The following is a 21,968-nucleotide window of genomic DNA, read 5'->3' on the forward strand; positions in this document are numbered from 1 at the left end:
GAGGTCAGTGCCTTAGATGGGAGGGATGAGAACATTGCGGGTTATTGTGCCGATGCTCGTCGTCCTGGGGCTGGCCGGCGGCCGCCCGGCGTTCGCCTCGGACTCGCCGCCGGTCGAAAGCGTCCAGGTCACCGGGACCGGCGAGGTGTTCGGAGTGCCCGACCTGTTCACGGCGAACTTCGCGGTGGAGGTCAGCGACGCCACGGTCGGCGGAGCCCTGGATCGCGCCGACGCGGCGGCCACCCGCGTGCGGGACGCGCTGGTCCGCGCCGGGGTGGCCCGGGCCGACCTGCAGACCTCCGACGTCGGCATCAGCACGAAACGAGATGACCACCAAGCCGTCACGGGCTACACGGTCAACGAGGGACTCACCGCGAAGATCCGGGACCTGCCGCAGGCGGGCGCGGTCATGTCCGCGGCCATCAAGGCGGGCGGGGACGCGGCGCGGCTGAACGGCGCTTCGTTCTCGATCGAAGACGACGCCGCGTTGCTCATGGAAGCACGCAAGAAGGCGTTCGACGACGCCCGCGGGAAGGCCGAGCTGTACGCGCGCGCGGCGGGGCGGCCGCTCGGCCGGGTCCTCAAGGTGAGCGAGGAGACCCCCCGTTACGGGAACCCTTACGCCCTGGGCGGCGGCATGGCGGCCGCGGACTCGGCGATGCCGATCGAGCCGGGGCGGCATCAGCTGGTGGTGACCGTGGTGGTGGAGTGGGCCCTCGGGGACAACGCCTGACGGTCAGCCGGCCTCGACAAGATCGGGGCGCACGGCCTCGGGCGCGGCCTCGGCATCGGCGTCGGCATCGGTCTCGTCGGCGGCGAGCGGGGGTGACGGGCGGCGGGGACGGACGCGGGTCAGGATCAGGCGGCGGAGGCGCTTGGCGGCGCTGTGCAAGCCGGCCAGGAGGAAGCCGAGGGCTATGCCGAAGGCGGCGGCCAGGAGCGGCGAGTCGGCGAAGGTCACGCCGCCCAGGCGGCCGAGGCCTATCGAGTACGCCGCCCACAGCAGGCTCGACACGGCGCTGGCCAGGTAGAACGGGCGCAGCGGCAACGAGACCGACCCGGCCGTCAGCGTGGTGGCGGTGCGCCCGTACGGGATGAACCGGCCGATCACCAGGGCCGCGCTCCCCTGCCGTACGAGAGCATGCTCTGCTTTGGCCTTTGCTTTTGCCAGCTTGCCGTTCTTGATCCGGGCGCTCGCCTTGCGGCCGACGTAGTAGGACATCCGGTCGCCGGCCATGCCGCCCGCGACGGCGGCCAGCGCCAGGGCGGCGAGATCGGGGGAACCGGTCGTGGAGAAGGCGGCCAATCCGATGAGAACAGCTTCCGACATGGCGACGGGAACGAAACCGTCGACCGCCACCAGCAGGAAGATGATCACGTAGAGCCACGGCGAGGAGACCAGTGGCATCAGGTAACTCAGCATCGGGTGGCGGCCTCTCCTTGATCCGTCGCCATGACCGTACGAATCTTGCAGGTGAGGTCAATACCGAGGGGAGGGCGTCGTGTCGCGGCGGGTCGCTTTGGCTCTGGGATCGGGCGGTGCGCGGGGATTCGCGCACATCGGCGTCATCGAAGTGCTCGGCGAGCGCGGCTTCGAGATCGTCGCGGTGGCCGGCTCGTCGATGGGCGCCCTGGTCGGCGGGGTGATGGCGGCCGGACGGCTGACCGAGTTCACGCAGTGGGTGACCGGGCTCAAGCAGCGCGACGTGCTGCGGCTGTTCGATCCCAAATGGTCGGCGCCCGGCATGATCACGGCGGATCGCCTCATCGACCACCTCGACGCCTTTCTCACCGACACGCAGATCGAGGACCTGCCGATCCCGTACACGGCGGTGGCCACCGACATCACCAGCCGGCGCGAGGTGTGGTTCCAGAAGGGCTCGCTGCGCTCGGCGATCCGGGCGTCGATCGCCATCCCGGGGCTGATCACCCCGGTGGTCGCCGACGGGCGGGTGCTGGCCGACGGCGGGCTGCTCAACCCGGTGCCGATCGAGCCGACCGCCTCGGCGCCGGCCGATCTGACCGTGGCCGTCTCGCTGCTGGGCCGGCGCCCGGATCACGAGCCCGCGGCGCCGATCCGCACCGCGGCCGAACGTCAGCGTCCCGGCGAGTGGCGGGCGTGGCTGCGGCAGGCGATGCCGCACCGGGCCGACACCGGCGAGCTGGCGGAGACGCCGGTCGTGGCCGGTCCTCGCCTGGCCGACGTCATCACGAACTCGCTGGACGCCATGCAGGACATGATCGCCCGCTACCGGATGGCCGGCCTGCCGCCGGACGTGCACATCGCGGTGCCGGTCACCGCCGGCCGGGTGCTGGACTTCCACCGGGCCGGCGACATGGTCGCCCTCGGCCGGGAGCTGGCCGTCAAAGCCCTGGACGATGCGGGGTACTGAGGCGGTCCACCGCCTGCTTCGCCTCGAGCAGGCTTGCGCCGGTCTGCTTGCGGTAGACGCGGACGGCCTCGATCGTGCGCCCGTTCCGCACGTGCTCGAGGATTTCCTGCTCCTCGGGCGCGGCGATGCCGAGGTGCGCCATCACCAGGTCGAGCTTGCGCTGGACGGCCGCCAGCTGGGCCGCCGAGCTGCGGCGTTCCTGGAACCAGGCCCCGGCCGCGGCCGCGACCGAACCGATCGTGGCGATGACGAGCAGAGCGGCTTCCCACGCATCCATCAGCTCATCGAACCAGTCGCGCGCAACGGCTGCGGTGCCAGGTGGCGCTCGGGGGCGCCACCTGGCAACGGACTCAGCCGACGATGGAGCGCAGCGGGATCGCGGCCGCTTGCAGGTCGCCCACCAGGTCGCGCAGGAACGGGTGCTCGTCGAACTGCAGACCCTCCGGGTTCGGGATGGTCAGGTATGCCGAGTCGCCGACGATCGCGACGGTCGCGGTGTCGGTGTAGCGGCTGACCAGGCTCTGCGTCCGGGCCAGGTCGCCCACCGCCACCTGCAGGCGGCTCGGTCGCCACTCGCCGCCGAGGTTGGCCGGCGCCGGCTCGGCCGCCGCGGCCGCCCGCGCCGGGTCCACGCCGGACGCGCGCAGCGTCGAAGGCGCGGCCGCCGCCGGGGAGAGAACCGCGTTGGCCAGCAACTGCAAACCGCTTTCGTTGTACGCCCGGAACAGCGGATTGAACGCGAACAGCACCGCGTGCCCGGCGCCGGTCGGCTCGTCGACGACCACCGAGGTGCCCTTCAAGGTGTCCTCGTGGACGGTGTAGCCGTTGTGCCAGAACGTGTCGTCGCTCGGGTAGGTGACGACGTTGGTGCCGGTGGTGCTCGGGTTGAGGATCGGGTCGCCGTTGTTGAACTCGAAGTCCTCGGCGGGCCGGCCCGACGCGACGGCGCTGCTGGTGTCCACGTCCACCCGCAGGTGCGAGCCGATCACCAGGTAGTCGGCCGGCTTGGGCTTCTCGGTGGTCGAGGTCAGTCCGGCCGCGCGGGCCAGCCGGGTGCCCTCGTTGCGCAGGCCGATGTAGGTGCGGCCCTGCGCGATCCAGTTCCGCAGGTTGGCCTGGCCGGCCGCGGTGAGGCCGCCGGTCGCGTTGCTGCCGTCCGGCACGAGCAGGACCGTGCGGCCGGTGAAGGCCGCCGTGTTGTCGTTGATGTCGGCGGTGGTCACCGGCGTGAGGTTCAGGCCCCACCGCTGGCCCAGCACGTACCGGGCCTCGCCGTAGGAGCCGGAGGTGGTGGAGATGCCGGTGCCCCGGAACAGGCCGACGTCGGGCAGCGCGACGGCCTCGCCCTTGGCGGGGCTGTAACGAGGCGTCAGGTTGACGCCGAGCGACCGGGCGAGCCGGTCGACGGCCGGCGTGACGGCGGCGGCCGGAACCGCGGCGCCGTTCGAGGAGCGGACCACGGCGACGCCCTGCCCCAGCAACTGGAAGGTCAGCTGGGCGGCGGAGGCGGAGTCCAGCGCGTACGTGTACGAGCCGTAACGCGGCGCGGTGCCCGTCCGGCCGCCCTCGATGCGCTTGACCAGCTCGGCCCTGGGCTTCACCACGTCGCCGGTGTAGAGCGTGTCGATGCCCATCAGCAGCGGGTTGCTCCACGACGACACGTCATAGAAGTACGGGAACGGGACGTACGGGTCCTCGCCCAGGGTCGCTTGGATCCAGTGCTTCTGCGGCTGCTCCATCGGGATCCAGTAGGCACCCGCCGGAACCTTGACGTTGGTGCCACTGCGGCCGCCGAAGACGCGCGCGTTCCGTACGGTCAACGGCTTTTTGATCTCGTAAACCTCGACATCCATCCGGCGCAGCCGTTCGACGAGCCGGCGGACGTCGCCGAGCTGGCGGCCGGGCATGAGGAAGTACGACCGGATCTTGATGTCGGGCACCGGGAACTGGACGGTGTTGGTCGGCTGGACGACCTCGTTGGGCTCGAGCGCGCCGGCCCTGCCCTCGGCGAGCGCGTCCGACCAGATCTTGTAGTAGCTGTTCAGCACCTCGCGCTTGTTGGCGGCGGCCCAGCCGAGGGTGGCCCACTGGGTGTTGAACTGCTGCTGGACTCGGTCCTGGACGGCCGAGGCACTGCCCTTCTCGTACGTCATGCCGGCCGCGCCGAACCCGGTGGCCGGCACCGTGTCGCCGTAGCCCATGTAGAACAGGTCGTAGACGTCGTAGTTGAAGTAGCACTCGGTGGTGACCGTGGCGGTGCAGGCGCCGTTGTAGCCGAAGGCCGCCTTGTTGGCCTCGCCGATCCGGTTGATCCAGTCGACCGGGGCGTCGGCGATCTCGTGGTGGATCGGGTCGGCGTTCGGCGGGAAGAAGTACCGCTGGCCGCCCATCTCGTGCGCGTCGATGAAGACCTGCGGCGGGTAGCGCCGGAGCAGCTCGAGCTTGCTGTCGGTCTCGGGCTGGGTACGCGCGAACCAGTCCCGGTTCAGGTCGAAGCCGAACTCGTTCTGCCGCCGGTTCGCGTCGCGGCCGTCCGGGTTCTGCGTCGGCAGGATCACGGTGATCAGGTTGTCGTTGCGCTTCTTCACGTCGCAGGACAGGCCGGCGGCCAGCTCGTAGAGCGTCTTGAGGGAGGCGTCGGCGCCGCTCGTCTCGCCGCCGTGGACGTTGCCGGCGATCCAGACGATGGCCGGCTCGTGGGCGGCGATCCGGCGGGCCTGCTCGGCCCGCAAATCGCGGGGGTCACGCAGACTGCGGATCTCGTCGAGATCGGCCTTCTTGCCGCCGACCACGGCGTATTTGAGGGGCTGGCCCAGCACGCTCGTGCCCATCGTGCCGGTGACCACACGGTCGGACGACTTGTCGACCGCGCTCAGGTAATCGCGGATCTCGCCGTTGGTGACCACCCGCTGCTGGCCGAGGCCGAGCGGGAAGCCGAGGAACGTCTCGGGGCTCGGGACCGAGCTCAGGTGGGCCGCGGGGTCGGTGCTGCACGTGGTCCTCGATCCGGCGATCGCCGGGGTCGCGGCCAAGGATGGAATCAGCGCGGCGGTGAGAAAGAGTGCCAGTTGTGGGAGTCGCATCGTGTCGTCGTTCCCTTCTGGGGAAATGACTCGAAACGATCAGAGCCTATGTGATGGACAGGCCCGGACGCTCCGCCAAATGGCGCCGGCCCTCGGGCCCTATGGTGGGGGCATGCCTACGCGATTCGGGGCCGACCGGGCCTGGGGCGAGCGGGCGGCCGCGCCGCTGCGACGGCTCGCCGGGCGTGGCGCGCAGCCGACCGAGCGGGAGTTGGCCGCGTTGCGCGAGGGGCTGATGCGGCGCGACGAGACCGCGGCCGCGCTCGTGCGCGCGGTGCGTGACGATCCGGCGCTCACCATCAAGGATCTGCACCGGGCGCTCGCCGCCGGGATCGACGCCGACGTGCCCGAGCCGGTGAAGGTCTTCTTCGACGCCGTCCGGGAGCGTCCGTCGTGGGTGGACGATCGGTTGCTGGCCCGCGGGGCGCGGGCCTGCCGGGCGTACGGGATGGATGCCGGCCTGGTCCTCGCCTACGGTTCCCTGCTCGGGGGTTATCGCACCGCGGCGGCTCTCGAGCCGCTGGTGCGCACCGGGCGGCTCACCGGCGGCGAGACGCTGCGCCGCATCAAGGAAACGTCGATCTGGTGGCGCGCGGTGACCGCGCCCGGCGGCCTGGACACCGACGGTGAGGGGTTCCGGCTCTCGCTGCACGTCCGGGTGATGCACGCGCTGGTCAACGAGCGGCTGGCGGCCGATCCCGGCTGGGACTGGGCCCACCGCGGCATGCCGATCAACCAATACGACCAGGCCAGCACGCTAGGCGTGTTCAGCACGAGCTTTCTGCTCCACTTGCGCCTCTTGGGCGTACGCGTGACGCGCCGTGACGGCCGGGCGGTGATGCACCTGTGGTCCTACATCGGCTGGCTGATGGGCGTCGACGAGCAATGGCTCCCGCTCGACGAGCGCCGGGGACGCCGCCTGCTGTACCACTTCCTCGCCTACGACCCGCCGCCGGACGGGAACAGCGTGGCGCTGGCCCGCGCGCTGATCCACATGTACGACGACGTGGCGGTCGGGTGGCGGCGGGTCTATGAGCGGGAGAAGGCGCTGTCGGTCAGCACGTGGCTGCTCGGTCGTGCGGCGATGCGTGACCTCGGCCTGCCGCCGCGGCTGCCCTGGTACGGGCTGTCCCGGGTCTGCGCCAATCTCGTGATGAGTCAAGGCATCGGGCGGCTGCCGGGTGGCCGGTCCCTGCTTCTCGCTCGTTCCGACCGCCAGTTCGCGAATTCTGTCGTAGGGGGCCGCTAGCTTCTCCGGCATGGCTACGTACACCTATCTCGGGTCCTCGGCGCTGGCGCCCGGCGACGGGCTCACCCTGCAGACGTCGGGCGGCCCGGCGGCGCATCCGCGGTTCTTCACCGGCTTCCTGACCAGCCCGGCCGCGACGGCGTCCGGCCTGCTCGCGGTGGCCGAGGTGGCGCGCAGCCGATATTTCCGCCCGCTCGACCCGGCGAGCCTCGATCCGGTGGCGACGGCCGGCTCCGACCGGCTGCGGTTCGAGTCGTTCTCGGGGTGCTGCGGCGTCTACGCCCGCCTCGACGTGCTGCCCACCGGCATCGACGGCGAGATCGTCGGCCACGGCACCACCAACGTCGACGTCAACGTGGCGCTGCAACGCGCGCTGACGCGGGTCGGCCAGGCCGATCCGATGCATCTCGCCATCGGCCCCGACGACCTGACCGTGACCACCTTCGACGGGCCGGTGGTCGAGCGCAAGGTGCCGCTGCCGTCACGCTGGCTGCGCGGTTTCGCCGAGGCGCAGGTGCTCACGTCCCGCTTCGACCCGCGCGCCGAGATCGGCGTGGCCGAGGCGCGGGTCCTGCTCAACCGCGTCAGCGCCGGCGACCGGTCGGTGCAGTGGGCGGTCCCGGCCGGCCGGACCCTGCGGGTCACGTCCCGGCCCGCGCCCGGGGCGATCTGCTTGCCGGGGGCCGGGCGGTTGGTCGCGCTCAAACCCTTCCTCCGGTACGCGACGAGCCTGCGCGTCTACGGGCCGCCGGTCGCCCCCGGGACGGGTCCGGTCGCGAGCACCTGGGAGCTGAGCAGCCCCGCGATGCGGCTGTCGCTCACCCTCTCCCCCGAGCCGTACCGCGGGTTCTCCGGCGAGGGTGCGGTGCTGGCGTCGCTCGCCGGCGACGAGGCGGCCGACGACGCCGAGCTGCTCAGCGCCCTGCTCTCGTGGGATCCGACGATCGACGTCGACGCGCTCGCCGACTGCTCCGGCCTGACGCGCGAGCGGGTGCGCGACGCGCTGACCCAGCTGGGCACGGCCGGCCGGGTGGGCTACGACGTGGCCGAGGCCGGATATTTCCACCGCACACTGCCCTACGACGTGGCCGCGGTGGCCAAGATGAACCCGCGCCTGGTCGCCGCTCGCGCGCTGGTGGCGGCCGGGGCGGTGACCGTCGAGAGCGCGGTCGCGGTGGTGCGCAGCGGCGACGAGACCTATCACGTGCGCGACGCCGCCTCCTGCACCTGCCCATGGTGGGCCAAGCATCGCGGCGAGCGCGGCCCGTGCAAGCACGCGCTCGCGGTGCGCATGGCGACGTCCGATGTGGCGGCTTTCGCATGAGCCTCGGGTGGGGCGCGCTGCGGCACCGCGCCGAGCAGGGCGACGTCGACGGCGTGCGCGAGATGCTGCTCGAAGCGGGTGAGGAGGAGCGGCGTTCGTTCGCGACCGGCCTGAAAGACCTGAGCCCCGAGGACTGGTGGCGCTCCGCCGGGGCGTACGGGCTCGTCATCCTCGGCACGGCGCCGACCGCGGCCAAAGCCGCCACGCTGCTCGCGCGGCGCGACATGCGCGACCGGTGGAGCCAGATCCCGGTGCCGCACGCGGTGGCGGTGGTCCGGGCCCGCGAGCTGCCGTGGGTCGGCGACCTCGGCGGCCGGCTGGCCGAGCGGCTCAACCCGCGGGAGGCGTGGTCCGGCGGCTGGGAATTTGTGGCGGCGCTGCTGGCCGAGTCGGGCACCGCGCCGCCGCTGACCGAGGGGGTGGTTCGCGGCTGGCTCTCCGGCGTGCTCCAGTACGACCAGCGGCCGTTCGCCGACCGGCTGCGCCACAGCCCCTATCTCGACCTGATGATGCCGGCGCTGTTCGAGATGGACGGCATCGGCGCCGAGCTGAACGGCTACAGCTGGGACCACGAGACGTCGACTCCCACTTTCCCAGCGGCGGTCGCCACGCTCGTCGCCGAGGGACGCCTCGACCGCACGACGATCCTCGACGCGACGATCGACCGTCTCGTCCGCGGCGACCGCCCCGCCTGGCTGCGGCCGTTCGCTCTGCTGCACGACCGGCTGGCGCCCACGGCCGGCGAGATGGCCGGGCACGCGCCCGACTACGCGAGGCTGCTGCCCGATGCGCCGTCGGCGATCGCCGGGCTCGCGCAGAAGGCGCTGCGGGCGGTTGACGAGGCTGGGTTGCTCGAGCTCGACATGCTGCTCGAAGCCAGCCGGCCCACGCTGGTGCGCAAGGAGAAGGCGCTGGTTAAGGCGCAGCTCTCTTGGCTCGACCGGGTGGCGCGGAGGGAGTCTTCGCCGGCCGTGGTCGAGGTGATGGGGGCGGCCTTCGAGCATCCGGCGCTCGACATCCAGGAGCGGGCGCTCACGCTGATCGCCCGGCGCGCCGGGTTGTTGGACGCTGAGGCCCTGGGCGACCTCGGCTCGGCGGCTTCTCAACTCGGTGGCGACCTGCCTGGGCGGGCCGCGCTGGTGTTCGAGTCTTCGCCGCCGGTTTCCGTCTCGCCGCCGGCGCCGGTTGCCGGGCCCGTCTCCTCGGCGCCGCCTCCCGAGTCTGCTTCCTCGGCGCCGCCTCTCGGGCCTGCTGAGATGCCGGCGGCGATCGGGAGCGTTGTGGAGCTGGCCGAAGAGGTGGGAGCGCTGCTGCACGACCCGGCGGCCGTGCGGTGGGAGCGCGTGCTGGCCGGGCTGGTCGCGCTGCGGTCCGGTGCGGACCTGTCGCCGCTGCAGCACCTGCTCGACCGGCATCACGACAAGTTCGATCAGGAGTGGTGGCCGCCGCACTACGCGTTGGGTGCGGTGGTCCGGGCGGTCGTCGAGCGGCAGGAGCCCGAGAAGCCCCGGGTGGCGTGGCACTGGGAGGGACTGGTCTCCGCCGTACGGGCGCTCTGGTCCGGCGGCAAGCAACCCAAGCTGGGCGGCGCGCCCGACCGCTTGCTGCAGCTGCGCACCGCCGAGGTCACCACGCTGGTGCGGCAGAGCCCGATCTCGACGCTGCTGGCCACGCCCACCCATGTCAACGGCAGCCTCGACGCGTCCGTGCTGGTCGAGCGGCTGCGGCGGGCGGAGGCCGAGGGCTGGGAGCCGTGGCCGCTCGACTTCGAGCAGGCGCTGCTGCGCCTCCCCCGCGGCACCTCCCCCACAGTCGCCGACGGCCTGACCTCGCCGGCCGGCCAACGCCTGGCCGCGTGGCTGGCCGGCGGCGGCCTGCCCGATCCGCTGAGCGCCCGCATCGAGCAGCCGAGCGGCAAGACCTACGCCGACCCGGTCGGTCCGCCGCCCGCGATCGGCCGGGTCCTGGTCAACCTCACGCCCGTCCGCCCCGGCACGCTGTCGGTCGAGGAGCAGATCCTCACGCTGAGCCGCCGGCCCACGGTGCGATACGGCGCTTTCGCCGACGTCCGCAACGGATCCGCGCTGACCGCGGCACTCCCCCACCACCGCGAGGTGTGCGCCGCGTGGGCCCTGCAGGGCTTGGCCGCCTTGGCCGACCAGGACCAGCGCGGCGGCGCCGAGATCCTGCCTTTGCTGGCCGAGTGCGACGGCCCCTTGGGCCCCGCCATGTCCTTGGCGATGGCCTACGTGCTGGCCGCCCGCCACGAGCCCGACCGCGTCGCGGCGATCGACGCTTTCCTGCTGATGGCCACGTCGAGCGAGCCCTTCGCCGCACCGGTCAGCCGCGACCCGAGCGAGTCCTTCGCCGCTCCGGTCGGCCGCGATCTGGGCGAGCCCTTCGCCCCTCCGGTCGGCCGCGACCTGGGCGCCCTCGCGGCCGGCGGGTTGGTAAAGCTCAACCGCGCCGTGCTGTCCTTGTCTGACGCCCACCGGGCCGGCGCGTCGGCGGCGGTGTGGGAGGTCCTCGGCGCGGCATTGCCGGCACTGCTATCGCAAGCGCCGCGCGGCCTGCCGGACGTGCTTGAGCTGGCCTCCGTGGTCGCGGCCGCGGTAGGCGCGAAAGAGGAGATCGAAGGACTGGCCGACCTGGCCGGCAAGAAGGGCGGCTCACGGATGCTGAAGGAGGCGCGGCGTTTGCAGTCGGTGCTGACATCGTGAGTCCGCCGCATGGACGCGCCGACGGCCGCGCCGGGTGAGACCACTGTGGACAACGCTCCGGGGGCCGAAGTCGCGGGCCTCCGGAGCGTTGTCGTCGCCGTCAATGGCTATCGGCATGTCAGGGCGGCGATCGTGGGTTGTTGCCGGCGGCGGCGGGATGGTGGCCGTCCTCCCCGGTCGCTGGCGCCGGCGAGGCGCCGGGGTGCGGAGGGGAAGGTGCCGGCTGGGTGGCGGACGGGGCGGAAGGTGCCGGCGGCGGGGGCGAAGGGGGCGAGGGCGAGGACGGGGGCGGATCGTCGAAGCTGGCGCCGATGAGGGCGTCGAACTCGGTGCGGACCAGGTCGGGGTCGCCGCAGATGAGTTCGGTGAAGGCTTCGTCGAAACCGCGGTCCCACTCCGGGGACAACGCGGTGCCTGCCTGCGCCAATGGATTGCTGGTCACGCCGGTCACCTCCCGCCGCGTCCGGTCGAACAGGGGAAAGGGGTCAGCTAGTGATCACCTTTTGCTCGGTGTGCTCACGGCCGCCCACCGCGATCTTGCGGGGCTTGGCCCTCTCCGCGATCGGGATCCGCACGACCAGCACGCCGTTGTCGTACGCGGCGTCGATGTGGTCGGTGTCCAGCGCGTCGCCGAGGAACAGCTGCCGGGAAAAGACGCCGAGCGGGCGTTCGCTCAGCTGCACCGTGGCCTGCTCGCCCAGGTCGATGGGGCGGCGCTCGGCGCGCACGGTCAGCACGTTGCGCTCCACGTCGACGTCGATCCCGTCGGCGTCCACCCCGGGCAGGTCGAACGCGATCACGAACTCGTCGCCGTTGCGGTACGCGTCGGCGGGCATCGCCGTCGGCCGTGACCAGGTGCCGGTCACCGGCACACCGAACAGCTGCTGGGCGATCCGGTTGACCTCGGTGAAGGGTTCGCTGCGCATCAACATGGCTCCCACCTCCTGCGGTCTCGACTTGGCAGTCAATGCGCGATACCGTCTTTCTAACATGTCATCGCGCCGATGACAAGCACTTCGTCATCAAAACGATGACATGACGGGAGGGGCGAAATGCCCGGCACGGACCAACCGCCCGAGGATCGCGATCTCGTCGTGGCCGCCGCCGCGATCGCCGCCACCGCGCGAGCGGTTCGGCAGCCCACCGCCGGGAGACCGCCGGCGACCGGCGACGAACTGCTGGACGCCCTGGTGCTGCTGCGCTGGGCCCAGACCGAGCTGACCGGCCTCGAGCCGCACCTGATCGCCGCCGCCCGCGCCGCCGGCGTCTCCTGGCAGGCACTCGCGCCCGCGTTGGGCGTGGCCAGCCGCCAAGCCGCCGAACGCCGCTACCTGCGCGGCGCCTCCGCCCCCACCGGCCGACCGGGCGCCACCCGCGACGACCGGGTTCAGGCCGAGCGCGACCGCCGCGCCGCGCGCCGCGCCGTCGCCCAGTGGGCCAACGACAACACCGCCGACCTGCGCCGGCTCGCCGGCCAGATCACCGCCCTGACCGATCTCGGCGAAGCCGCCACCAGCGACCTCGCGCAACTGCACGACGCCCTCGGTGACGCCGACGCGACCGCGCTGCCCGATCTCCTCGCCGCGGCCCACCAGCACCTTCCCGGCCACCCCGACCTCGCCGCGCAGATCGACACGATCACCGCCCACACCGACCAGCTCCGGCGGCAAGCCCCACGCCGCGGCGGGGAGGCCCCTTAAGCTTCAGTGGCCTCGGAATGCCTCCTCCAACCACCATGAAGGACGGCTCGCGTTCACCTTCGCGTCGATGACCATGGGGACGTTCCTGGGGCCGGCCGCCCACTCCGCGACCGGGGCCAGGTCGGAAGAGTGGCGGACCGTCACGGCCTCGCAGCCGTAGCCGCGGGCTATCGCGGCCAGGTCGGTCTCGGGGAAGACCACCGTGGACAGCGGGTGGCCGTGGGGGCCGAAGTGGTGGACCTCGGCGCCGTAGGCGTTGTCGTTGTAGACGACTATCAGCATGCCCAGCGACAGGCGGCGGATGGTTTCGAGCTCGGCTATCGCCATCAGGAAACCGCCGTCGCCGCAGGCCGCCACGGGGAGACGGTCGGGTGAGGCGAGGGCGGCGCCGAGGGCGCTGGCCAGGCCCAAGCCGATCGACTGGAAAGCCTGGGTGAAGCAGAACGCGCGCTGGTCGGGAACCCCGAGGAACATCGACGGGTAGCCCATGAAGTTGCCGGAGTCGACGGCTACCAGCCGGTCGGCGGGGAGGATGTCGTCCAGGGCGATGGTGAGCGTCCGCGGGTCGATGTGGGTCTCGTCGGCGTCGTCCTGGTACGGGACGTCTCGCCAGCGGCCCTCGTAGACCAGGCGCGAGTGCACCTCGGGCAGGCGATAGCCGACCTTGGTGCCGGAGAGGGCGGCCAGGACGGCGCGAGCGGTGGCGGCGGCGTCGCCGACGATCCCCACGTCGACGCGATGGTGGGCGGCCAGAGCTGATTCCTCCAGGTCGACCTGCACCACTCGAGCGTCGGGCCCGATCAGGGCGCCGTGGCGGGTGGTCCACATGTTCAGCGACGAGCCCCAGGCGACCACCACGTCGGCGTCGGCGATCAGCGACGCGGCCACGGGGGTGGCGAAGCCGCCGGAGACATCGAGGCTCCAAGGATCGCCGGCGAACAGGCCCTTGGCCGCGGCGGAGGTGGCCAGCAAGGCGCCGCAGGCGGAGGCCAGGGCCGACAACTCGGCGCCGGCGTCGACGGCGCCCCGGCCGGCTATGAAGACGGGGTGGGTGGAGGACGCCAGCAATGTGGCGACGGTGGCCACCGCGGCGTCGGAGGCCGACGGGCGATCGGCGGCCGGCGAACCGGGCGGCGCGGCCAGGACGGCAGGGGCGGCCTGGACGTCCAGCGGGAGGTTCAGGACCACCGTGCGGCGCTCGGTCGCGGCCAGGTGCCAGGCCTGCGCGGCGTCCTCGACCGCCGTCTCGGCGGAGCGGACGCGGAGGGTGGCGGCGCCGACCGCGACGGCCAGGGCGGACTGGTCGACCCGGAAGTTGGAGCGCGGGGCGGTGGCCTCGGCGGCCAGGACGAGCATGGGGGTGCGGCTCTTCGCGGCCTCCGCTATGCCGGTCATCGCGTTGGTCAGGCCGCAGCCCTGGTGGACGGTGACGACCGCGGCGCGGCCGCTGACCCGGGCGTAGGCGTCGGCGGCCGTGGCCGCGCCGGACTCGTGGCGGGTGGCCACGAAGCGGGCGCCGGCCGCGATCAGGGCGTTGGTCACGTGGAAGTTTCCGCTGCCCACGACGCCGAAGACGTGATCGGCGCCGAGCTCGGCGAGGGTGGTGCCGACGGCCTCGGCTACGTTCATCTCTCGACTAGCGCCAGGACGCGGGTGGGGCTGCCGGAGCCGCCGACGATCGGGAGCGGGGCGGCGATCACCACCGCGCCGGTGGGCGGGAGCAGGCGGAGGTTCTGCAGCTGGGTGAGGCCGTACTTGCCGGCGCCCAGGACGAACGAGTGGCACGGGAACGGCGGGTCGAAGGAGTGGGCGGCGCCGGCGTCGGTGCCCACCGTCTCCACGCCCACGCCGATCACCGGCGACTCGGTGGCCAGCCATTTGGCGGCCTCCACCGAGATGCCGGGGGTGTGCGGGCCGGTCTCGTCGGCGTTCAGGAACAGCTGCTGGTCGTTGGAGCGCGCGTCCCATCCCGTACGCAATAGCAGCCACCCGCCGGCCGGAAGCGTGCCGTGATCGGTCTCCCATTTCCGGACGTCATCGATCGTGAGCAGGTAATCGGGGTCCGCGGCCACGCGGTCGGAGACGTCGATGACCACGGCCGGCGCGACCAGGCGCTGCGGGCGGATCTGGGAGACGTCGTCGCCGTCCTTCGCCGTGACCCAGTGGATGGGCGCGTCGAGGTGGGTGCCGGTGTGCTCGCCGGTGTGGATGTTGTTCCAGTACCAGGCGGGACCGCGGTCGTCGTAGCGGCTGATCACCTCGAGGCTGAACGTGATCGTGTCGGCGAACGGCGGCGGCAGCTTGAGGATCGGGGTCTCGCTGGACAGCGGGGCCGTGAGGTCGACGACCTCGATCGTTCCGGCGCTGATTCCGGACACCAGGTCCGACAGGACGCTCATCGATCCTCCACGTGATCGTCGCCACCTGAACAGAAGGAGCGTAAAGCCGGCCGCGGCAAAACGACAGAACGCTCCCCGAAGCATGCGCGGGGACGGCACTATGTCGCATGAGGACTGAAGGAGGCCGACCATGACCAGTTCCGTGGCGTTCGTGCCGGACACCGCTTTCCTGCACGCCGACGATGTGCCGGGAAAGATCAAGGGGACTCCCGAGCGACTCCCCGACGGGGAACGGCCGCTGCCGCGGTTCTGCGGCGCCGCGTACGAGCAGACCGACCACATCACCGGGCGCGCGACCTTCCGGCTGCGCTACACCAGCGCCGGCGCCCCCGCCGAGTCCACCCCTAAAGCCGAGGTCTACCAGGAGATCCTGGTCTACCGCGAAACGGCCTCCGAGGCGTTCATGACCGCGCTGCGGGCCGCGGTGACCGGGTGCGCGTCACAGAACGACGAGGCCGGCGTCCCGGTGGCCAACATCATGCGGGGCGACGTCGGGGCGGGCGCCGAGTCCGCGCTGATCGAGCAGACCCGGCCGGCCACCGACGAGAAGGGCAACCCGGTCGGCGACGGCTCGACACAGAGCAAATTCTGCGCGGTGGTGCGGGTCGGCGACGCGATCGCGTTCCTCGCGGTGCTGGGCTGGGAGTCCACCTCGGCCGACCGCGGCGACGCGGTGGCGCTCGGCCGGAAAGCCGCGGAACGCCTGGCGGCCTGGAAGCACTAGACGGCGGCGGGCAGGCCGGCCGAGCTGAACGCCCGGCCGTCGTCGGTGACGACCGCCGACTCGTAGCCGTCGGTCGCGAGTTTCGCCAGCCAGGTCAGGCCCGGCTCGCCCATCGCGAGCGCCGCCGTCGCGTACGCGTCGGCCAGCGCCAGATCGGGCCCGACCACGGTCACCGACCGCAGCCCGCGGGCCGGCTGACCGGTACGCGGGTTGATCACGTGGCCGCCGCGCTCGTAGGTCCCCGAGGTGGCGATCGCGCCGTCGGTCATCGCCAGCACCCAGCTGATCTTGTCGGCCTCCCACGGGTGCCGGATCCCGACCCGCCACGGCCCGCCCTCGGGGTGGTGGCCACGCATGCGGATGTCGCCGCCGGCGTTGATGTAGTGGTTGGCCGAGCCGGCCTCGAGCAGCCGGGTGGACGCCACCTCGACGGACCACCCCTTCACGTATCCGGAAGGGTCGAGCGGCCCCCCGGCGTACGCGTCGAAATAGCCATCGGTGTCCCGCCAGAGATCCGCACAGGCGTCCAGCACGTGCCGCAGGTCGTCCGAGCAGTCGGCCAGCGTCACCTCGCCCCGGCGCATCCGGCTGACCTCGCTGTCGTCCTTGTAGGTGGAGAACCGGGCGTCAACGAGATGGAACCAGTCGCACACCTCGACGATCAGGTCGGAGAGCGAAGCCGCAGCAAGGTCATCGCCGAGCTCGATACTGACGGCCGTACCCATCACCTGCTCGACGTGGCGCACGAACAGTGACCCTACGCCTTGGCGGAGTCCAACGCCGATTGCAGCGATTCCTTGTACGACGCGCTGGTATAGGTGGCGCCGGAGACCGCGTCGACCGTCCCGTCGGCCTTCTCCACCTTCAGCGTCTCCTGCTTGAGCGTCGCGATCGCGGGCGGGTTGATCGTCGCGCTGTTGCCGGTGACCGGGTAGGTCGCGTCGGCCGCGCTGATCTTGCCGTCCTCGACCTTGATGGAGACCTGGATGGTGCCGTAGACATTCTTCACCGCCTTGCCCTTGAAGACGCCGTCCTTGAAGGGGCCCTTCTTCTCGGCCGGCTTCTTCGAGGCGGAGCTCGAAGGCTTCTTCGAGGCGGCGCCCGTGGAGGTGGGCTTCGGCGTCGACGGGTTGTCGACCAGATCGACCTGGGGCGGTGCGGCGGCGGGCGGCGCCGGCGGCTGGACGCTGAGGCGCACCCCCACGATGAGGGCGGCGCCGGTCAGCGTGCCGACCGCGGCTGCGGTACTGCGTCGCATCATTCCTCCGGAACGGAACTAGAACTCGAACGGGTCCAGGTGCAGCTGGCTGTCGGGAACGTCCAGCTCCCGCAGCGTCGTGACGGCCGCCTCGACCAGCCCGGGCGGGCCGCACAGGTAGACGTCACGGCGGGAGACGTCCGGCACGAGACCCAGCAGGCCGTTGGGGGTGAACAGCCGGCGCGGGCCGGGATCGGTGCGCGACCCCACGATGTAGCGGACCCACGCGTCCCGCCGCTCGGCCAGCTCCTCCAGCTCGCCCCGGAAGACCAGCTCGTCCGGCCGCGACGCCCGATAGATCACGATGGTGTCCGGCGGCATGTCCTCGAGCAGGGCCCGGATGGGCGCGATGCCGCTGCCGCCCGCGATCAAAAGAGCACGTCGACGCGTACGGCGTTGCGCCGTGAACACGCCGAACGGCCCCTCGGCCCAGATCGGCGTGCCCGGCTTCATCAACCCGAGGCGCTGGGTGTGCCCGCCGACCGCGGTGACCGTCAGCCGCAGCCACTCCGAGTTCGGCGCCGCCGACAGCGAGAACGGGTGCGACTGCCACCAGCCGTTGCGGGTCAGGAACCGCCACCGCATGAACTGCCCGGCCTGGGCCGGCAGCTTCTGCAGGTTCTTGCCGTCGATGTAGATCGAGAACGTGTTGGTGGCGCCCTCGGCCACCACCTCGGCCACCTCGAACTTGTGCCGGATGTTCAGCCACAGCGGCTCGACCAGCCGGCCCCAGACCAGCGCCGAGATCACCAGGGCGGTCAGGGCGGGCCAGAAGACCGAGGCGAACCGGCCGCTCAGGTCGGCGCCGGTGGCGACCTGGTGGCCGTACCCGAGCAGGAGCACCAGGTAGCCGGTGAGGTGGATCAGGTGCCAGAGCTCGTACGGAAGCTTGTTCCGCGCCGCCCGGATCGAGATCAGGCTGATCACCACGAGGATCACCGTCGCCGCGACCGCCTTGAGCATGTCGGGGAAGGTGGTGATGATCGTCCAGGTCTGGTCGACGACGCCCGTGTCGGCGGTGAGCGCGTACCCGTACGCAATGAAGACGATGTGGGCCAGGACCGAGACGACCAGGGTGGTGCCCAGCCAGCGGTGCCACCGCAGCAGGTCGCGAGCGCCGACCCACTCCTCGAGCCACGAGACCCGGCTCATCATCAGCAACTGGATGAACAGGATGTAGCCACCGGTCAGCCCGGTGATCCGGCCGGCCGCGAGCATCAGGGTGGCGGTGTCGTTGACCGCGCCGGCCTGGGTGTCGAAGAGCCAGAGCGAGATGCTGGTGGCCAGGCCCGAGAAGAACAGCAGGATCGTGAGCAGGCGATTCCCGCTGACCGCCTCGGCCGGCGGCCGGTCGTCCGGGATGGGCGGCTGGGCGGGACCGGTCGCCTTCCAGCCGGTGGGGTCGGTCTGCGACTCGACCAGGATGTCGCTGCGGCGGTAGGCGTCCTCGGCGTCGAGGCCATCGTCGATGTAGCTGTCCCAGGTCGGCGGCCGGCGGTCGTCGATCTCGGGAATCTCGCGCACGTCGCCGGCCCGATCATCCGGCTCGTCCCGCCACGGGTCGATCGGCTCCGGCATGCGGGCGGAGTGGCGCGACTCCTCGTACCGGGCATGCTGCTCGACCGGCGACTTCTCCTCGTACTGCGGGTACTCCCCACTCGAGCTTTTGTCGGGACGCAGCGACGCGAAGAACTCCGCGTCCTCCTCGCCCGGCGCATAGCGCTGATCACGAGAGGTCTGGAACATCGGCGGTCCTTGCGCCATCGTCCTTCACCCGTCCGGCAATCGTCCCGCGGCGCCGGCCACCCCCTGCGGCCGGCGTGACGACCCGGTCTCGGGGAGCCGTCTGGATGAGATACGCAGCGGTCGCGAACATCGCTCAACGGGATCCGGAAAATATCCGCCGCGAGCTCCCCGGTACCGTCGCGCCATGCGCGCCGACAACCCCGACCTGGTCACGGTGGTCGGCATCGGCGCCGGCGGGTGGTCAGATCTTGGGGGTACGGGCCGGAGCACGCTCGCCGACGCGGAGGTCGTGTTCGGCAGCTCCCGGCAGCTCGACCTGCTGCCCTCGTCGGTGGCCGCGTCCCGGGTTCCCTGGCCGTCTCCGCTGGTTCCGGCGCTGCCGGGCCTGCTCGAGGCCCACCGGGGGCAGAGGATCTGCGTGCTGGCCAGCGGCGATCCGATGTTCCACGGCATCGGCGCCACCCTGGTGCGTTTGAGAGGCATTGATGGCGTACGGGTGATTCCGCACCCCTCGTCGGCGTCGCTGGCCGCCGCGCGGATGGGGTGGCCGCTGGCTTCCCTCGACGTGGTCAGCCTGGTGACGGGGTCGGCGGACGAGGTCCGGCGCTACCTCAACCCGGGGCGGCGGGTGCTGGTGCTGTCGCGCGACGCGTCTTCGCCGGCGGCGGTGGCCGCTCTGCTCACCTCGGCGGGGTACGGATCGGCTCGTATGACGGTTTTATCGGAGCTGGGCGGCCCTGGGGAGAGCGTTTCGGGTGGGGTTGCTGCTTCCTGGTCGGCTTTGTGTGACCCGCTCAACGTGATCGCCGTCGAGTGTGGCGACGGGCCTTCCTTGAGTGCCGTGCCGGGGTTGCCGGATTCCGCTTACGAGACGGATGGGCAGCTCACCAAGCGTGAAGTGCGGGCGGTGACGCTTGCCTTGCTTGGGCCTGTGCCCGGGGAGCTGCTCTGGGATGTGGGCGGGGGCTCCGGGAGCATCGGCATCGAGTGGATGCGTAGTCACCCTTCCTGCCGCGCTGTGACGGTGGAGTCATCGCCGGCTAGGTGCGCCACAATTCGGACAAATGCCGCTTTGCTCGGCGTTCCGGGCCTCTCGGTGGTCGAGGGTCGGGCGCCTGCGGTTTTGTCGGGTCTGCCAGCCCCCGACGCGGTGTTCATCGGCGGCGGATTGACTGCTTCCGGCGTACTCGATGCGTGTTTGTCGTCTTTGAAGTCTGGTGGTCGGCTTGTGGCCAATGCGGTGACCGTCGAATCCGAGGCCGTGATCGGGGCTGCCTATGCGCGGCTGGGTGGTTCGCTGACCCGGTTGACGGTGAGCAGGGGCTCGCCGGTGGGCGGCTTCACGGGGTGGAGAACGATGATGCCGGTGACGATCTGGTCGGTGACAACGTGACAGTGCACTTCATCGGGGCCGGGCCGGGCGCCGCCGACCTCATCACCGTGCGCGGGCAGCGGCTGATCGCGTCGTCTCCGGTCTGCCTCTACGCGGGCAGCCTGGTGCCGGTCGAGCTGCTCGAACACTGCCCGCCCGGCGCCCGCCTGATCGACACCGCCGGCTTGAACCTCGACGAGATCATCGCCGCGCTGACCGCCGCCCACACCGCGGGCCTGGATGTGGCCCGTCTGCATTCCGGCGACCCGTCGGTCTTCAGCGCGATCGCCGAGCAGATGCGCCGCCTGGACGCCGCCGGCATCCCCTACGACGTGACGCCCGGCGTCCCGGCTTTCGCCGCGGCGGCCGCCACCCTGAGCCGCGAGCTGACCGTGCCCGGCGTGGCCCAGACGGTGATCCTGACGCGCACGGCCGAGCGGGCGACCGCCATGCCCGAGGGCGAGGACCTCGCGACGCTGTCCGCCAGCCGCTCGACGATGGTCCTGCATCTGGCAGTCCAGCGCATCGAGGCGGTGGTGGCTTCGCTGCTGCCTTCCTACGGCCCCGACTGCCCGGTGGCGGTGGTAGCGCGGGCGTCTCGTCCCGACGAGGAAGTCTTGCGGGGCACGTTGGCTGACATCGCCGCCAAGGTTCGGGAAGCCGACATCCGCCGGACCGCGGTCATCGTGGTCGGCCCGGCCCTGACCGCCGATCAGTTCCCCGACAGCCACCTCTACTCGTCCACTCGATGCCGGTCCTGATCCTCGGCGGGACCGCTGAGGGCCGGGCACTGGCTGCAGCCCTCTCCGGGTATCAAGTGATCAGCTCGCTGGCCGGCCGGACCCGGACGCCGCTGCTACCTCCCGGCGAAGTGCGCATCGGCGGTTTCGGTGGTGTCGAAGGCCTCGCTACCTTCCTCCTCGAACGCCGTATCGACGTTCTCGTTGACGCCACTCATCCGTTCGCCGAGAGCATCAGCGCCAACGCCGCCGCGGCCGCCAGCGCCACGGGCGTGCCGCTTCTCGTGCTACGCCGGCCCGGCTGGACACCGCAGGCTGGGGACGACTGGCGACGCGTACCGGATCTGGCGCAAGCCGCCGCCCTCCTCCCCCACCTCGGCCACCGGGTCTTTCTCACCACCGGCCGTCAGGGAATCGCCGCTTTTGCCGGCCTCGACGAATGCTGGTTCCTCGCCCGCTCGGTCGAGCCACCCGAGCCGCCCATGCCCGCGCGGCTCGAGGTGCTGCTCGACCGCGGCCCGTTCACCGTCGACGGCGAGCTGCGGCTCCTGCACGACCACCGGATCGACGTCCTGGTCAGCAAGGACAGCGGCGGCTCGGACGCCAAGCTCGTCGCCGCCCGCGAGCTCGGCATCCCGGTCGTGCTCGTCGACCGCCCCGCTCCCCCGCCCGCCGCCATCACCGTCGCCACCGTCGAGGAAGCGGTGGCCTGGCTCCGGAAAGCGCCGACCACCCGGCGCGGGTGATGTGACCGGGGCCGAAACCTACGAGGCTGGATCGAACCGCGGATGCCCGCCCGGGCCCGGCGCGGCAAGGAGGTCTGGCCATGATCGGAGCATTGCTACTCGGCTTTGTCGCGGGCGTCATCGCTCGGGTCCTCATGCCGGGCGACGCTTTCCGGAAGATGAGCGGACCCATGTCGTGGCTGGTCTCGATCGGGCTCGGCCTGGTCGGCGCGCTGGTCGGCTATGTCATCTTCACGCTGGGGCTCGGCATCGGCGACGACGACATCTTCGACTGGGGCGGGATCCTGAGCGCGATCATCGGCACCCTGATCGTGATCCCGATCGCCGGCTGGCTCCTGCGGCGCAGCCAGCGTGGTCCGGCCTGACCGACCGGCTATGAAGGTGGCAGTGGTCGGTGGAGGCGTCGTCGGCCTGTCTACGACCGTCGCGTTGCTCCGGCAAGGAGTCGACGCCCGCTGTCATGAACCCGGCGAACCGATGGGTGAGCGTTCGGCCGGAGACACCCGCATCTTCC

At 71.6% G+C, this 21,968-nt stretch carries 21 protein-coding genes; 11 read left to right on the forward strand and 10 right to left on the reverse strand.

The window, feature by feature from the left end:
• The first annotated feature begins 52 nt into the window (after nt 1-52).
• A complete protein-coding gene (locus ACQPZX_RS40420; protein WP_433367847.1) occupies nt 53-733 on the forward strand; it encodes an SIMPL domain-containing protein in 681 nt (226 codons plus the stop codon).
• Nucleotides 734-736: 3 nt separating this feature from the next.
• Here the strand turns inward: ACQPZX_RS40420 and ACQPZX_RS40425 are convergent, their stop codons facing one another.
• Nucleotides 737-1,423 carry a DedA family protein gene (locus tag ACQPZX_RS40425; RefSeq protein WP_433367850.1) on the reverse strand — a complete coding sequence of 229 codons (687 nt, stop codon included), beginning with the start codon at nt 1,421-1,423 and terminating at the stop codon, nt 737-739.
• Between the two features lie 79 nt (nt 1,424-1,502).
• On the opposite strand from ACQPZX_RS40425, the gene ACQPZX_RS40430 reads away from it, so the two are divergent.
• A complete protein-coding gene (locus ACQPZX_RS40430; protein WP_433367853.1) occupies nt 1,503-2,393 on the forward strand; it encodes a patatin-like phospholipase family protein in 891 nt (296 codons plus the stop codon).
• Here the strand turns inward: ACQPZX_RS40430 and ACQPZX_RS40435 are convergent.
• The gene (locus tag ACQPZX_RS40435) at nt 2,365-2,670 is read right to left on the reverse strand and encodes a hypothetical protein (RefSeq protein ID WP_433367856.1); all 306 of its coding nucleotides are present in this window, start codon (nt 2,668-2,670) and stop codon (nt 2,365-2,367) included. The two genes, ACQPZX_RS40430 and ACQPZX_RS40435, sit on opposite strands and share 29 nt — an antisense overlap.
• 73 nt (nt 2,671-2,743) lie before the next feature.
• Complete coding sequence (locus tag ACQPZX_RS40440; RefSeq protein WP_433367859.1) at nt 2,744-5,476, reverse strand: M14 family zinc carboxypeptidase; 2,733 nt, start codon at nt 5,474-5,476, stop codon at nt 2,744-2,746.
• 112 nt (nt 5,477-5,588) lie between these two features.
• Between ACQPZX_RS40440 and ACQPZX_RS40445 the strand changes: the two genes are divergently transcribed.
• The 3 genes from ACQPZX_RS40445 to ACQPZX_RS40455 are packed head-to-tail and all read left to right on the forward strand — an operon-like array spanning nt 5,589 to nt 10,769.
• Nucleotides 5,589-6,725 carry an oxygenase MpaB family protein gene (locus tag ACQPZX_RS40445; RefSeq protein WP_433367862.1) on the forward strand — a complete coding sequence of 379 codons (1,137 nt, stop codon included), beginning with the start codon at nt 5,589-5,591 and terminating at the stop codon, nt 6,723-6,725.
• 10 nt (nt 6,726-6,735) lie between these two features.
• Nucleotides 6,736-8,049 (forward strand): SWIM zinc finger family protein, encoded by a 1,314-nt coding sequence (locus ACQPZX_RS40450; protein WP_433367865.1) that lies wholly within the window; start codon nt 6,736-6,738, stop codon nt 8,047-8,049.
• A complete protein-coding gene (locus ACQPZX_RS40455) occupies nt 8,046-10,769 on the forward strand; it encodes a DUF6493 family protein (protein WP_433367868.1) in 2,724 nt (907 codons plus the stop codon). Before ACQPZX_RS40450 ends, ACQPZX_RS40455 begins: the two co-directional genes overlap by 4 nt.
• A 118-nt stretch (nt 10,770-10,887) precedes the next feature.
• Here the strand turns inward: ACQPZX_RS40455 and ACQPZX_RS40460 are convergent, their stop codons facing one another.
• Complete coding sequence (locus ACQPZX_RS40460; protein ID WP_433367870.1) at nt 10,888-11,211, reverse strand: hypothetical protein; 324 nt, start codon at nt 11,209-11,211, stop codon at nt 10,888-10,890.
• 43 nt (nt 11,212-11,254) lie between these two features.
• The gene (locus tag ACQPZX_RS40465; protein ID WP_433367873.1) at nt 11,255-11,701 is read right to left on the reverse strand and encodes an Hsp20/alpha crystallin family protein; all 447 of its coding nucleotides are present in this window, start codon (nt 11,699-11,701) and stop codon (nt 11,255-11,257) included.
• A gap of 120 nt (nt 11,702-11,821) precedes the next feature.
• On the opposite strand from ACQPZX_RS40465, the gene ACQPZX_RS40470 reads away from it, so the two are divergent.
• The gene (locus ACQPZX_RS40470) at nt 11,822-12,469 is read left to right on the forward strand and encodes a hypothetical protein (RefSeq protein ID WP_433367876.1); all 648 of its coding nucleotides are present in this window, start codon (nt 11,822-11,824) and stop codon (nt 12,467-12,469) included.
• A gap of 3 nt (nt 12,470-12,472) precedes the next feature.
• Here ACQPZX_RS40470 and ACQPZX_RS40475 read toward each other — a convergent pair whose 3' ends face one another.
• Together ACQPZX_RS40475 and ACQPZX_RS40480 are read right to left on the reverse strand one after the other, a co-directional pair.
• The gene (locus tag ACQPZX_RS40475) at nt 12,473-14,098 is read right to left on the reverse strand and encodes a thiamine pyrophosphate-binding protein (protein ID WP_433367879.1); all 1,626 of its coding nucleotides are present in this window, start codon (nt 14,096-14,098) and stop codon (nt 12,473-12,475) included.
• A complete protein-coding gene (locus ACQPZX_RS40480; RefSeq protein ID WP_433367882.1) occupies nt 14,095-14,868 on the reverse strand; it encodes a cyclase family protein in 774 nt (257 codons plus the stop codon). Before ACQPZX_RS40480 ends, ACQPZX_RS40475 begins: the two co-directional genes overlap by 4 nt.
• Nucleotides 14,869-14,998: 130 nt before the next feature.
• Between ACQPZX_RS40480 and ACQPZX_RS40485 the strand changes: the two genes are divergently transcribed.
• Nucleotides 14,999-15,592, forward strand: coding sequence for a hypothetical protein (locus tag ACQPZX_RS40485; protein ID WP_433367885.1), 594 nt, complete (start codon nt 14,999-15,001; stop codon nt 15,590-15,592).
• Here the strand turns inward: ACQPZX_RS40485 and ACQPZX_RS40490 are convergent.
• The 3 genes from ACQPZX_RS40490 to ACQPZX_RS40500 are packed head-to-tail and all read right to left on the reverse strand — an operon-like array spanning nt 15,589 to nt 18,596.
• Entirely contained in the window at nt 15,589-16,317 is a 729-nt protein-coding gene (locus ACQPZX_RS40490) for an FAD:protein FMN transferase (protein ID WP_433385737.1), read from the reverse strand. The genes ACQPZX_RS40485 and ACQPZX_RS40490 overlap by 4 nt on opposite strands.
• Nucleotides 16,318-16,349: 32 nt before the next feature.
• Complete coding sequence (locus tag ACQPZX_RS40495) at nt 16,350-16,850, reverse strand: FMN-binding protein (protein ID WP_433367888.1); 501 nt, start codon at nt 16,848-16,850, stop codon at nt 16,350-16,352.
• Between the two features lie 18 nt (nt 16,851-16,868).
• Nucleotides 16,869-18,596, reverse strand: a complete 1,728-nt coding sequence (locus tag ACQPZX_RS40500) for a ferredoxin reductase family protein (protein ID WP_433367891.1) — start codon at nt 18,594-18,596, stop codon at nt 16,869-16,871.
• Nucleotides 18,597-18,780: 184 nt separating this feature from the next.
• Here ACQPZX_RS40500 and cbiE point away from each other — a divergent pair, with 184 nt between their 5' ends.
• From cbiE to ACQPZX_RS40520, 4 genes are all read left to right on the forward strand, one after another.
• Nucleotides 18,781-19,989, forward strand: coding sequence for a precorrin-6y C5,15-methyltransferase (decarboxylating) subunit CbiE (gene cbiE, locus ACQPZX_RS40505; RefSeq protein WP_433367894.1), 1,209 nt, complete (start codon nt 18,781-18,783; stop codon nt 19,987-19,989).
• Nucleotides 19,986-20,729, forward strand: a complete 744-nt coding sequence (cobM, locus tag ACQPZX_RS40510; protein WP_433367896.1) for a precorrin-4 C(11)-methyltransferase — start codon at nt 19,986-19,988, stop codon at nt 20,727-20,729. Before cbiE ends, cobM begins: the two co-directional genes overlap by 4 nt.
• Nucleotides 20,717-21,454, forward strand: a complete 738-nt coding sequence (locus tag ACQPZX_RS40515; protein WP_433367899.1) for a cobalt-precorrin-6A reductase — start codon at nt 20,717-20,719, stop codon at nt 21,452-21,454. Before cobM ends, ACQPZX_RS40515 begins: the two co-directional genes overlap by 13 nt.
• 80 nt (nt 21,455-21,534) lie before the next feature.
• Nucleotides 21,535-21,819, forward strand: a complete 285-nt coding sequence (locus ACQPZX_RS40520) for a GlsB/YeaQ/YmgE family stress response membrane protein (protein ID WP_433367901.1) — start codon at nt 21,535-21,537, stop codon at nt 21,817-21,819.
• The last annotated feature ends 149 nt before the right edge of the window (nt 21,820-21,968 follow it).

The organism is Actinoplanes sp. CA-142083 (genome assembly GCF_050942195.1).
Lineage (GTDB): Bacteria > Actinomycetota > Actinomycetes > Mycobacteriales > Micromonosporaceae > Actinoplanes.

Bases quoted from the DNA above. Each gene is read 5' to 3' on its own strand.
- ACQPZX_RS40480 (WP_433367882.1), bottom strand. From the start codon at position 14,868: ATGAGCGTCCTGTCGGACCTGGTGTCCGGAATCAGCGCCGGAACGATC.
- ACQPZX_RS40420 (WP_433367847.1), top strand. From the start codon at position 53: ATGCTCGTCGTCCTGGGGCTGGCCGGCGGCCGCCCGGCGTTCGCCTCG.
- ACQPZX_RS40520 (WP_433367901.1), top strand. From the start codon at position 21,535: ATGATCGGAGCATTGCTACTCGGCTTTGTCGCGGGCGTCATCGCTCGG.
- ACQPZX_RS40435 (WP_433367856.1), bottom strand. From the start codon at position 2,670: ATGGATGCGTGGGAAGCCGCTCTGCTCGTCATCGCCACGATCGGTTCG.
- ACQPZX_RS40475 (WP_433367879.1), bottom strand. From the start codon at position 14,098: ATGAACGTAGCCGAGGCCGTCGGCACCACCCTCGCCGAGCTCGGCGCC.
- ACQPZX_RS40500 (WP_433367891.1), bottom strand. From the start codon at position 18,596: ATGTTCCAGACCTCTCGTGATCAGCGCTATGCGCCGGGCGAGGAGGAC.
- ACQPZX_RS40465 (WP_433367873.1), bottom strand. From the start codon at position 11,701: ATGTTGATGCGCAGCGAACCCTTCACCGAGGTCAACCGGATCGCCCAG.
- ACQPZX_RS40490 (WP_433385737.1), bottom strand. From the start codon at position 16,317: ATGGGTACGGCCGTCAGTATCGAGCTCGGCGATGACCTTGCTGCGGCT.
- ACQPZX_RS40515 (WP_433367899.1), top strand. From the start codon at position 20,717: ATGCCGGTCCTGATCCTCGGCGGGACCGCTGAGGGCCGGGCACTGGCT.
- ACQPZX_RS40470 (WP_433367876.1), top strand. From the start codon at position 11,822: ATGCCCGGCACGGACCAACCGCCCGAGGATCGCGATCTCGTCGTGGCC.
- ACQPZX_RS40455 (WP_433367868.1), top strand. From the start codon at position 8,046: ATGAGCCTCGGGTGGGGCGCGCTGCGGCACCGCGCCGAGCAGGGCGAC.
- ACQPZX_RS40450 (WP_433367865.1), top strand. From the start codon at position 6,736: ATGGCTACGTACACCTATCTCGGGTCCTCGGCGCTGGCGCCCGGCGAC.
- ACQPZX_RS40425 (WP_433367850.1), bottom strand. From the start codon at position 1,423: ATGCTGAGTTACCTGATGCCACTGGTCTCCTCGCCGTGGCTCTACGTG.
- ACQPZX_RS40440 (WP_433367859.1), bottom strand. From the start codon at position 5,476: ATGCGACTCCCACAACTGGCACTCTTTCTCACCGCCGCGCTGATTCCA.
- ACQPZX_RS40485 (WP_433367885.1), top strand. From the start codon at position 14,999: ATGACCAGTTCCGTGGCGTTCGTGCCGGACACCGCTTTCCTGCACGCC.
- ACQPZX_RS40445 (WP_433367862.1), top strand. From the start codon at position 5,589: ATGCCTACGCGATTCGGGGCCGACCGGGCCTGGGGCGAGCGGGCGGCC.
- cbiE (WP_433367894.1), top strand. From the start codon at position 18,781: ATGCGCGCCGACAACCCCGACCTGGTCACGGTGGTCGGCATCGGCGCC.
- ACQPZX_RS40495 (WP_433367888.1), bottom strand. From the start codon at position 16,850: ATGCGACGCAGTACCGCAGCCGCGGTCGGCACGCTGACCGGCGCCGCC.